Here is a 10555-nt window from a genome sequence, read left to right on the forward strand (position 1 = left end):
TTATGATACACCGTGTTAGGGCTGACCCCTGTGATGCAAGGATTTTCAGCTATTTTACCTTCTTCTCTTGCACATGAATATACTTCTAGCGTCTGATAATCTAGAGACTGTCACCTTTTCTTTCTTTTTCAGCAAGCCCTAGCGTAGGTTGGGGAGCCAGTGCGTTGCGGGGGTCCCAAGAGTTGTAGCACCTGGCGTTTGAGGAACGTAGACGCGCCCTGCGCGGCTTCTCGCAGAGTAACCCAACAAACATTATCAAGACTTTGTTGGGTTTCGCTTGCGCTCAACCCAACCTACATTTCTTCTTAACTGAACCGTATTGAATGATAAGTATGATATTGGTAGGTTTTCCAAATAATAAATAACCAAAAATACTTACTAATCTGAAATTTAAAAATCTTTAGCAAGATTAACCTTCAATATACTTACCCTCAATAATTCATGAGTAGCTTTAGAACCAATAATTTTTGGTCTAGATTAAATAATCTCGTCTTAGTCAGATTTTTGCTTTTGGTTGCTTCTGGTTGGGCAGTTGTACAGCTTTTAGGTTATTTTGAACCAGTTATTGTTATTTTTACTTTTGCTACTATCTTGGCTTTTTTACTGAGCTATCCAGTAAAATGGCTAAAACGTTTTTTGCCTCATCATATAGCAGTAATTTTGGTTTTTTTACTCAGTATCGTGATTATTGGTAGTTTGACAATTACTGTTGGTTTAACTATTTTATCACAAGGACAACAATTAATTGATAGCCTCACAGCTTTTTTAAATTCATTAGCTCCCCTATTAGAACGAATCGAATCGATTTTTCGCTCACGCAATATTCAGATAGATTTAACTATTATTGAAGAACAGATACGCAATCAAGCAATAACTCAACTTGTGGCTAGTTTGACCATTCTCCAAACATTTTTAACTAATTTTGTAACTTTTGTATTAATCTCAGTTGTCGCTTTTTTTATGCTTCTGGATGGAGACAAGCTTTGGTATTTGATGATCAAAGTGATCCCCAAACAGCATCGTAGTAAATTTACTAGTATTATTCAACGCAATTTTTTAGGTTTTTTTCAAGGTCAATTGTTATTAACTTTATTTCTCACAGGTTCTACTTTTATTATTTTTTTATTATTAAAAGTTCCCTTCGCTTTGATATTGTCAGTTATAGTCGGAATACTTGACATTATTCCTGGTATAGGTGCAACGTTGGGAGTTGGTATAATTACTTTAATTGTATTATCTCAAGGTGTTTGGCTGGCTCTCAAGGTATTAGTTGCTTGCATCATACTCCAACAAATACAAGATAGTCTCATTGCACCTCGGATTATGCAAGGTGCGCTGAATCTTAATCCTGTAGTAGTATTTTTTGCTTTACTAGTAGGGGCGAGAGTCGCTGGATTATTGGGAATTTTTATTGCAATTCCGATTGCTGGAGTAATAGTTTCTATATTTGAGATTGATGAAATGAAGTCAGAAGTCTAGTTAGAATTATTAGTAACGACTGGAAAATAGGGAAAGAAATAAAGGGAAGGGTAAAGGAAGTAGAAAAACTAATAATTTGTGATAATCGCAAAACTCAGATCCCCGACTTCTCTAAGAAGTCGGGGATATTGTCTCTCACGAATGATTTAGGAATGCTATATGTAATTTAGTGTAATCTTTATTTAAAATAGTAAAAAGTTCCTTTAACTAATGACTAATGACTAATCCGAATTTAAGAGCAGAATTAACAGAAAACTTAGATGAAGCAGAGTGGGAGTGGCTAATTCCCCACGCGCAAAGAGATGCAGTGATTGTGGTAGCAATAGGATTAGATATATTGGATGTAGGGGTTGCGATCGCTAGTGATAAAGTTTTAGAAGTCCAAAACTGGATTGATGAGCAATTGATTGCTAAACCCTCTTTAGATCAATTGGGTAATTGGAATAGCGATCGCACTAAGCGATTTTATACTTTAATCGTCCAACCATATGTATTAGTGCAAGAAAAATTGACTGCTTAAGAAATATTTTATAGGGGCGCATAGCTAGCTGCGCTACCCTAAATTTAGCAAATTACTAATTATCACATTAATCAAATCCTTTCTCTATTTCTATTTCTCGACTTCGCCGTATTGCTCTAAATTCAAAATTTACAAGTGTGACTGTTTTATCTCCATTGGCTGTTGCGATCATCTTCCCATCTGGACTATAAGCAACACAATAAATCGCACCTTGATTAATGGCTATATTATTAAGTTCTTCACCAGTCTCTACTTGCCATATTTTCAGATTTCCCTTGTAACTTCCACTGGCTAAAGTTATTCCATCTGGGCTAAATGCAACAGAATAAACTTCCTCATCATTTTCAGTGATGCAATTAATTTCTCTCCCAGTTTCCACATCCCAGAATTTGATTGTTTTATCCTGATGACCACTAGCTAATGTTGTACCATCGGGACTAAAACAAAGAGAATAAATTCTTCCCATCGAACCAGATTTGGCTTTGAGAGTTAAGAATTTATCTTGAGTGAGATGCCAAATTTTAATAGTTTGATCCCGATCACCACTGCCGCTAGCGACTAGTTTACCATTGGGGCTAAAAGCAACGCATAAAACTTCATCTATATGTCCTGTCAGTGTATCTATCTCTTTTTGATGATCAACAGACCAAAGTTTAATAGTTCTATCTTGGCTACCACTAGCGATAATTTTGCCATCAGGGCTAAAAGCCACAGCATAAACTTTCTCTTTATGTCCAACAAAATTACAAATTTCTCTTTCTGTATCCACATCCCATAATTTAACTGTTTTGTCGTCATGGCCACAGGCTAAAATTTTACCATCAGGACTAAAAGCAATTGAATTGACTTTTCCAGAAACTGTAAAGGTGCGGCTTTTCTGAGTATCTAAACGCCAGAGTTTGACGCTTTTGTCATGGCTACCACTAGCTAATATTCTCCTAGCTGGATCAGTCAAAATTGGATTAAAAGCCACAGAAACTACTCGTTCTAAATGTTCTTCCAAAGTAGGGAGAGATTTGGGTTTTTGTGTTTCCGTTGTCAGTGGTGTTGTCGGCGCGTAGACCCGAAGGGGCTTGTCGCCAGACATCGCCACTGGTGGTAAAGCTGGTAGTGTCTCAGCTTTGTTTACTTCTGGTGGTTGGGGATGGAGAACTGTGTTTTGTGGTTTAGGCTTTACTGGGGTTGGGATTGTAATATTTACTTGGGGTTGTTTGACTTTGGCTGCGACTTCTTGACTCAAACGTTGTTCAGTTTGAGTTAAAGACTCTGCTAAATTCTGCATTTCTGTTTGCAGTAGTGCGATCGCATATTTAAATTCTTCTATTTGTTTTTCAGTATTTTTATTTACACCTTGTGTATAAGCATTTAGTTGAGTGACATATTGTCTCAACGGTTGAATTTGCTGTTCAATATTTGTATTTAACTGTTTGGCAAAATTTTCTAGTTGTTCTAAGCGTTGAATCAAAGCATCCAGATTTGGTACTTGTGGCTGAGGATTGGTACTGATTTTTTTTGTCTCAGTATTAAGTTCTACTACTTGTTGTCTGAGGAGTTCAAATTGCTTTTGAGTACTAGCATTTAACTGTTGAGTAAAATTATCAAGTTGAGCAAAATTTTGTTTAAGAGGTTCTATTTGTTGAATACTTGTATATAACTGTTGAGTATAAGTGTTCAATTGGGTAAAATTTTGTTTAAGAGGTTCGATTTGTTGCTGCGTGATTGTATTTAATTGTTGGATATAGGCGTTTAGTTGAATCAAATGTTGTTTGATAGGTTCGATTTGTTGCTGAGTAGTTGTATTTAATTGTTGAGTATAGGCATTAAGTTGATCAAAATTTTGTTTAAGAGGTTCTATTTGTAACTCAGTTGCTTTCATCAACTGTTGTCTAAATGCATCAAATTGTGCCAAGCGTTGTTGATTAGAGTCAGTATTTTGCTCTTTTTGATTTTGTCGTAATTCTTCTATTTGTTGTTGAGTTGTTTGGCTTAATCGTTGTGTAAAGTCATCAAAGTTTTCTAAGCGCTGTCTAAAGGGATCAACTAATTGATCGTATTGGGCGATCGCATTTTGTCGATATTGATCATTTAAACGCTTCAACCGTTCCCGGTTTGTGATGTTCAAACCAAGGGCTACAGTTAACGGAAATGCTGCGTAGACAACTTGTTGAGTGACTGTAGCAGCCAAGCTTCCAATTGCGGAAGCGTAGAGGAAAACGTATTCAGTAACTTCTAGCCAGTGGAGTTTGGTCATATTTGGTGGACTGCTGTACTTGCGGCTGGGAGGTAAAACAGCTAGAACGCGCAACGTAGTTTTAGGACTTATCTTCATCTTCTGCTAAGAAAGTTCTCCAATCTGTGCCTAGAAATCCTGATTACCCACAAGAGATAAACAAAGGTACTGCTTCAGGCAGGAGAATGGACTAGTTTGTAGGGGTATAAAGGTGTAGAGGTGTAGGGTGTGGCGATGAAACTTGTTTCATTGAGACTGCCAAGAAGTAAGTGCGATCGCCCATACTAAAAAAGGGTGTTAGGTGAATTTAAATGCGATTTCCTAACATCCATCTCCTTTTACACTCCTAAATCCCTGTCAACAGAAATCATGCTTGATTTTCTCAGCAATCCTTTTGACACCACCCAAACTCCTCACAGTGGTTATCACTGGGATCACAGTAGCCGTCGCTTTTTTGAAGGTTGGTACTACCGCGTTACTTTACCTGATGAAGATCAATCCTTCGCCTTTATGTACTCTATCGAAGACCCCATCGGCGGTAAAGCCCATAGTGGTGGTGCAGCACAAGTTTTGGGGCCAAATGATGAGTATCTGTGTCGTACTTTCCCAGAAGTCAAGAATTTTTGGGCAAAGCCAGATGTGCTAGCTTTGGGTCATTGGGGTCAAAGCAATATAGACATTCAACCCCTTTACCTGCTACCAGAAGAATTTGAGCTTCATGTGCAACAAGGCTATCAAGCCACAGCTACCTTAAATCAAGGCATAATCAGCGATCCCAGCACTGGTCAATACTGCCGTTGGCAATATAACATTCAACCTGTGTATGGTTGGGGAAATCGCACTAGCATACAACAATCAACCGCAGGTTGGTTGTCATTTTTGCAGATTTTTGAACCAGGTTGGCAAATTTTGATGGCTTATGGCTTGGCTAGCGGTTGGATAGACTGGAATGGCAAACGCTACGAATTTACTAACGCCCCTGCTTACAGTGAAAAAAACTGGGGTGGCGCTTTTCCTCAAAAATGGTTTTGGGCAAACTGCAATAGTTTTTCAGAAATTCCTGACTTAGCCTTAACTGCTGGCGGTGGTAGACGGGGGGTGCTGTGGTGGATGGAATCTGTAGCAATGATTGGTATCCACTATCAAGGCAAATTTTACGAGTTTGTGCCTTGGAACTCCCAAGTTAGCTGGAATATTCAATCTTGGGGTAAATGGCAAATGCAAGCCCAAAATTCTCACTACGAAGTTGAATTAACAGGAATCACTGATTTACCAGGAACTCCCTTACGTGCGCCCACAGAAGATGGCTTGCTATTTTGCTGTCGTGACACTTTACAAGGGCAATTACACATAGAACTGCGAGAAAAAAAGCATAATCACACAGAAATTATCCTGAAAGCACACAGTTCAGCTTGTGGATTAGAAATAGGCGGTGGGCCCTGGAATGATGCTTGGCAGTCTCATTAAAACAGTGAACAGTAAGCAGTGAACAGTGAACAGTCATTTTATGCCTATGCTGGAGAATTTCCACCCAAGCGAAAAAATGATAACTGATAACTGGTAACTGATAACTGATAACTGTTATAAGTGGTATCATGGAGAGTGATATCCATAATTTTGGGGCTGTAGCTCAGTTGGATAGAGCGAGCGCCTCCTGAACTATCGGGCACCATAGGGGAAACTCTATGAGTGAATGTGGTTAAATTCGGTGAACCCTAAAAAATGAGTAAACCGTTGTCAAACTCCCAGTGATGATTAGGGCAAAGAGCTACCAAATTGTCGATATCGTTAATCTGAGAAATCGGCGTATTGTGAGAGAAGTCTTTAATGGGCTTTACGTGGCACACTTCATAGTGCTTGTCATATCCGCACACAGCGCATTTTTTAGGTTTATCTGATTGACGGTATATATTTCTGGCAATTTGACGCACTCTAGCTGAATGCTGGTACAAAGCCTTAGCCTTAATGTCAGCAAGAGTAAGGCTTGACCAATCCACGTAAAACGGGTTACAAGAATCACAAGTAGTTCTTCTACCTATGATTTCAAGCCCACAGTGTTTGCAAAATCTCAATTTCTTGGTTTTTTTAGGATGCTTCTGATTATTGTAAGAAGCGGCACAAGAGCGAGAGCAAAACGTAGGATTGGTAGTTGCTAGACCACAGTTTTTACATTTCATGGGAATACCGAGCCAAGCCTGAGCATTAAAACTATACAGTATATGACTGTTAGTTTTCTCAGGAAGGTGTAGAGACTAGAAAGCCACCACCTAAAGACTCACAGTCTATGGTGAAGGTATAGTCCAGAGAGTGGGGAAACTCACACAAATCTGAAGCGCTAGGTCGCCGGTTCGAGTCTGGCCAGTCCCGTCGTCAAAAAAAGTTTAATATTTGAGGTTGCACAAACACTTTGCATCTGCGCCAATAGCAGCTAAAATCTAGCAGCAAGTTGATCGATGTCTCTTGTTTTTTGGCATTTGCGATCGCTTACCAAAAAAGAAAATCACCCAAAAATCAATTTGGGATAATTTCTCAAATTTTGGTTGTTCTCAATTCTTTTTCAAGAACATTTGTTGAAGCTGACGAACTTATAGAACCTTGAAAAAGCCACTATTCAAAAATCTATCTTCTCGGTTGATGATTCTCACCCTACCACTAGTCACGTTGTGGGGTTATAAGGAAATCCAAGGTCAACTTACACAACCGCAAGCAATTTTAGTCTTGGGTGGTTCCACAAAAAAATTAGAACGAGAAAAATTTACGGCCGATTTTGCTCGTAAGCATCCCAATTTACCAATTTGGATTTCTGGAGGTAGTCCCCCAACAGCAACAAAAAAAGTATTTGCCAAAGCAGGGATTAATCATCAACGCTTACACTTGGATTATCGAGCCAATAATACAGTAGAAAACTTTACCACCCTAGTAGAGGATTTAGAAAAAAATAACATCAAAAATGTTTACTTAATTACTTCTGACTATCATATGAGACGCGCCACAGTCATCGGTGAGATTGTTTTGGGTAGTCGAGGAATTACTTTTAAACCAGTATCAGTTCCTTCTAGTAGTTCTCAAGCAGAACCCATTGGCAAATCTATCCGCGATGGCGTGAGATCATTAGTTTGGGTGGCTACTGGGTATGCAGGTGGAGATGAATTACCAGAGAAAAATTGAAGTAGATCAGTGCTACCATTTTGGATTGTTAAAAAGAAATGGTAGCGATCGCTTCTCAATTGTGTAATATTAATCACGCTCAAAAATCAGTGTTTTGTGAACCTGATGATTTCTAGAAAAAAACTCAATAGGGAATATAAATAGCTTCGTCTTTGTCCCATCTTGCACCTTGACAAAAGTCATCTACCCAGGAAGCGAGTTTATAGTTTTGCTTAGTAGGGGCTGAATTGACATTATCTATCAGGTCTTGTGGTGGTATCAATGCTAACTTGGTTTTACTGTCCAGCTTGCTGTTAGGGATGACAGATGATACTGGCTGAGTTTCCCTGTTGATGTTACTGCTAATGAGGAGCGATCGCACAGGTTTACTATTATTACCACTATTACAACTGTTTTCGGTTTTGCTAATCACCGTCAGCAATGGCGTAGACGTCGGTTTAATGTTACTCTCAGCTTTACCAATAACTGCAAGTGCAGGTAAAGCTTTGCCATTGTTAGTTCTATTAATCACCGCCAATGCAGGTACTGATGTACCCCTACTTTCTAATTTATTTACCACAGTCAGCGATGATCCAGATTTTTTTTGATTGTGTACTTGCGTACTGACTCTACTACCAATATCCTGCTTCACAACTGCATTCGTTTCTAAGTGTTTTTGGGATAGATGTAACGTCTTTGATGAAAGTGAAACTTGAGGTTGAGAATCAACGTAAGTGTTAGTTGATGTTTCAGAAAGTCTTTTTTCCTGAACTGTTTCTACCTCTACATCATCATTATTATGACCTTCAAGTAAATGCAGCTGTTCTTCAGGATTGAAATTTAAACCCAAAGCTGTAACTATACAATCTGGGTTATTATTTAATTCCAAAAGTAAAGGCAATATCTCATCCAGTTCTGGTTCTAAAACAGATAAAGTTGCCAAAATAAAGCCAGAAGAAGGGCGACGTTCACCATCATAAGTACCCCAGATTCGCATTTTTACTAACCAGGGACGATTTTGAAAATAGTATTTCACCCACTTTAGCTTTAAGGATTCACGTAGCTGCTCAATATTCATGAAATCTTCCCTTTTCCCCTTACCCTTTAACCCATTTTCAAACGTATCCGTTCACGGTAAAATTTATTGTTTTTGTCCTTGAGGATGAAACCGATGATAAAGCATTTTGGTTACAATTTGATTACCCAATAAATGCTGTTCAATTATTAAAGGTACTTCGCTGGGATAAACGCCACTGTACCAAATCATATCTGGCACAACCAATACCATTGGCCCATTGCCGCATTGTCCCAAACAACCGCTACCCATTACAGTTACATCAGGGACAGATATAACGTCAAAAGCTGCTAATACTTTAGCAGCCCCTTGCTTACGACAAGTACGATTTTGGCAAACACGAATACATTTCATTTGTTATTAGTAATGTACTGTTTGTTGATAGTTTATTTTGCTGTTAATATTTCTTGGTGTCTTAGTGTCTTGGTGAGACCAGCCCCCGTCTTGGCGGTCTCCGTCACGTAGACGCGCAAGCGGCTTCTCGTAAGAGTAGGGGGACTGGCGAACCCGAAGGGTGTTGAAAAAATCATTATTGAAACACATAGACACTAAGACACAAAGAGGGAATATAGCTTTTTAACTGAGATAATAGTCTATTCTGGTAAAAGCCCTTTTGATTGTAGCCATTCATTGTTAAATATCCGTGACTGGTAGCGAGAACCACTGTCACACAAAATGGTAACGATGGTGTGTCCTGGCCCCAGCTGTTTTGCTAAGGCTACAGCTGCGCCGACATTAATACCTGTAGAACCACCCATAAACAAACCATCTTTCCGCAGTAGTTGATAAACTACCCGTAGGGCTTCTTGGTCATGGATTTGAATCGCATCATCAGCTGGTGCGCCTTCCATGTTCGCGGTGATCCGACTATTACCAATACCTTCTGTGATAGAATTGCCTTCCATCTTGATTTCGCCAGTTTTGATATAGCTGTAAAGTCCGCTACCCATCGGGTCAGCAACTACACATTTTATATCTGGATTTTTTTCTTTGAGAAACAAAGATACACCTGCATAAGTACCACCAGTTCCAGTTGCTGCTACCCAACCGTCTATTTTTCCTTCTGTTTGTTTCCAAATTTCTGGCCCTGTGGTTTCGTAGTGGGCCTGACGATTAGCTAAGTTATCAAACTGATTCGCCCAAATCGCATTTTCCATTTCACTGGCGACTCTACCGGATAACTTGACGTAATTGTTGGGGTCTTTATAGGGTACAGCAGGGACGGGACGAACTTCCGCACCTAATGCCCTCAAAGCATCCATCTTTTCTTGAGACTGGGTATCAGGAATAATAATTAGGCATTTGTAGCCTTTAGCATTACAAATGTGTGCTAATCCAATACCAGTATTGCCTGCTGTTCCTTCTACAACTGTGCCACCAGGTTTTAGTAAGCCTTTTTTTTCCGCATCTTCAATAATATAGAGTGCAGCGCGGTCTTTTACGGAACCACCAGGGTTGAGAAATTCTGCTTTACCGAGAATTTCACAACCAGTCTCTTCACAAAAACTGTTTAACCGAATGAGTGGTGTGTTACCAACAGTACCTACAAAGCCGTTTTTGATATCCATATTGAAATTTACCTAGTTTGTTCTTATAAAAATTCTTACTTATTCTGGTGTTAATACAGATAAGACAAAATTACAAGGAATGAATTCACAAGTAGAAATATATCGCGAGTAATTTTATACAGAATATACTAAGTAAGCATAGCTGTGCTACGCACTCAAAAATCTGCAAAACAAAGCTTTTCGTTTTTATAATCTGGTGTTAATGTATTTTTTATAACTTTTACGCTACGGTAAATTCGTTATTAATATGCAGGCAAAGAAATTTCTAGTCGCATCTTCCCTGTTACTAACTAGTCTTGCTATACCTAATACTGCCATAGCTCAAAACCGTGGTACTCCCGGTCAATTTGATTTTTACCTTTAACAGCGAGAAGGCTCACACCTCCCTATCGGGTAGGTGTGAGATGAATTGCGAGTGAGTTGAGTTGCGTGGTTTGATTGTATTTGAGCGTAGCAAAAACAAAGAAAACCACAGCGACGAGACGTAGCTTGCTTCCCGCAGGGTACAAAATATTTGATTTTGAATGGCACAACCA

General features: G+C 39.1%; 10 protein-coding genes. 4 read left to right on the forward strand and 6 right to left on the reverse strand.

Annotation, left to right across the window (positions count from 1 at the left end):
• The first annotated feature begins 441 nt into the window (after positions 1–441).
• The gene (locus tag ACE1AT_RS04185; RefSeq protein ID WP_374866045.1) at positions 442–1479 is read left to right on the forward strand and encodes an AI-2E family transporter; all 1038 of its coding nucleotides are present in this window, start codon (positions 442–444) and stop codon (positions 1477–1479) included.
• Between the two features lie 217 nt (positions 1480–1696).
• Entirely contained in the window at positions 1697–1999 is a 303-nt protein-coding gene (locus ACE1AT_RS04190) for a DUF2288 domain-containing protein (RefSeq protein ID WP_374866046.1), read from the forward strand.
• A 67-nt stretch (positions 2000–2066) separates the two neighbouring features.
• Here the strand turns inward: ACE1AT_RS04190 and ACE1AT_RS04195 are convergent, their stop codons facing one another.
• Positions 2067–4328 carry a hypothetical protein gene (locus ACE1AT_RS04195; RefSeq protein WP_374866047.1) on the reverse strand — a complete coding sequence of 754 codons (2262 nt, stop codon included), beginning with the start codon at positions 4326–4328 and terminating at the stop codon, positions 2067–2069.
• A 270-nt stretch (positions 4329–4598) separates the two neighbouring features.
• On the opposite strand from ACE1AT_RS04195, the gene ACE1AT_RS04200 reads away from it, so the two are divergent.
• Positions 4599–5696, forward strand: a complete 1098-nt coding sequence (locus ACE1AT_RS04200; RefSeq protein ID WP_374866048.1) for a tocopherol cyclase family protein — start codon at positions 4599–4601, stop codon at positions 5694–5696.
• Positions 5697–5740: 44 nt separating this feature from the next.
• Here the strand turns inward: ACE1AT_RS04200 and ACE1AT_RS04205 are convergent, their stop codons facing one another.
• Together ACE1AT_RS04205 and ACE1AT_RS04210 are read right to left on the reverse strand one after the other, a co-directional pair.
• Entirely contained in the window at positions 5741–5902 is a 162-nt protein-coding gene (locus ACE1AT_RS04205) for a hypothetical protein (RefSeq protein WP_374866049.1), read from the reverse strand.
• Positions 5903–5944: 42 nt separating this feature from the next.
• Positions 5945–6406, reverse strand: a complete 462-nt coding sequence (locus ACE1AT_RS04210; RefSeq protein ID WP_374866050.1) for an HNH endonuclease — start codon at positions 6404–6406, stop codon at positions 5945–5947.
• A gap of 457 nt (positions 6407–6863) precedes the next feature.
• Between ACE1AT_RS04210 and ACE1AT_RS04215 the strand changes: the two genes are divergently transcribed.
• On the forward strand, positions 6864–7397 hold the full coding sequence (locus ACE1AT_RS04215) for a YdcF family protein (RefSeq protein ID WP_374866054.1): 534 nt from the start codon (positions 6864–6866) through the stop codon (positions 7395–7397).
• A 124-nt stretch (positions 7398–7521) separates the two neighbouring features.
• On the opposite strand, the gene ACE1AT_RS04220 is transcribed toward ACE1AT_RS04215, so the two are convergent.
• The 3 genes from ACE1AT_RS04220 to ACE1AT_RS04230 form a co-directional block, all read right to left on the reverse strand.
• Positions 7522–8454 carry a DUF5331 domain-containing protein gene (locus ACE1AT_RS04220; RefSeq protein WP_374866051.1) on the reverse strand — a complete coding sequence of 311 codons (933 nt, stop codon included), beginning with the start codon at positions 8452–8454 and terminating at the stop codon, positions 7522–7524.
• A gap of 63 nt (positions 8455–8517) precedes the next feature.
• Positions 8518–8805 (reverse strand): ferredoxin, encoded by a 288-nt coding sequence (locus ACE1AT_RS04225; protein WP_374866052.1) that lies wholly within the window; start codon positions 8803–8805, stop codon positions 8518–8520.
• Positions 8806–9044: 239 nt separating this feature from the next.
• The gene (locus ACE1AT_RS04230) at positions 9045–10019 is read right to left on the reverse strand and encodes a cysteine synthase A (RefSeq protein WP_374866053.1); all 975 of its coding nucleotides are present in this window, start codon (positions 10017–10019) and stop codon (positions 9045–9047) included.
• Positions 10020–10555 lie beyond the last annotated feature (536 nt).

It is taken from the genome of Pelatocladus sp. BLCC-F211, assembly GCF_041928655.1.
Classification (GTDB): domain Bacteria; phylum Cyanobacteriota; class Cyanobacteriia; order Cyanobacteriales; family Nostocaceae; genus Pelatocladus.

Bases quoted from the DNA above. Each gene is read 5' to 3' on its own strand.
- ACE1AT_RS04185 (WP_374866045.1), top strand. From the start codon at position 442: ATGAGTAGCTTTAGAACCAATAATTTTTGGTCTAGATTAAATAATCTC.
- ACE1AT_RS04190 (WP_374866046.1), top strand. From the start codon at position 1,697: ATGACTAATCCGAATTTAAGAGCAGAATTAACAGAAAACTTAGATGAA.
- ACE1AT_RS04195 (WP_374866047.1), bottom strand. From the start codon at position 4,328: ATGAAGATAAGTCCTAAAACTACGTTGCGCGTTCTAGCTGTTTTACCT.
- ACE1AT_RS04200 (WP_374866048.1), top strand. From the start codon at position 4,599: ATGCTTGATTTTCTCAGCAATCCTTTTGACACCACCCAAACTCCTCAC.
- ACE1AT_RS04205 (WP_374866049.1), bottom strand. From the start codon at position 5,902: ATGGTGCCCGATAGTTCAGGAGGCGCTCGCTCTATCCAACTGAGCTAC.
- ACE1AT_RS04210 (WP_374866050.1), bottom strand. From the start codon at position 6,406: ATGAAATGTAAAAACTGTGGTCTAGCAACTACCAATCCTACGTTTTGC.
- ACE1AT_RS04215 (WP_374866054.1), top strand. From the start codon at position 6,864: ATGATTCTCACCCTACCACTAGTCACGTTGTGGGGTTATAAGGAAATC.
- ACE1AT_RS04220 (WP_374866051.1), bottom strand. From the start codon at position 8,454: ATGAATATTGAGCAGCTACGTGAATCCTTAAAGCTAAAGTGGGTGAAA.
- ACE1AT_RS04225 (WP_374866052.1), bottom strand. From the start codon at position 8,805: ATGAAATGTATTCGTGTTTGCCAAAATCGTACTTGTCGTAAGCAAGGG.
- ACE1AT_RS04230 (WP_374866053.1), bottom strand. From the start codon at position 10,019: ATGGATATCAAAAACGGCTTTGTAGGTACTGTTGGTAACACACCACTC.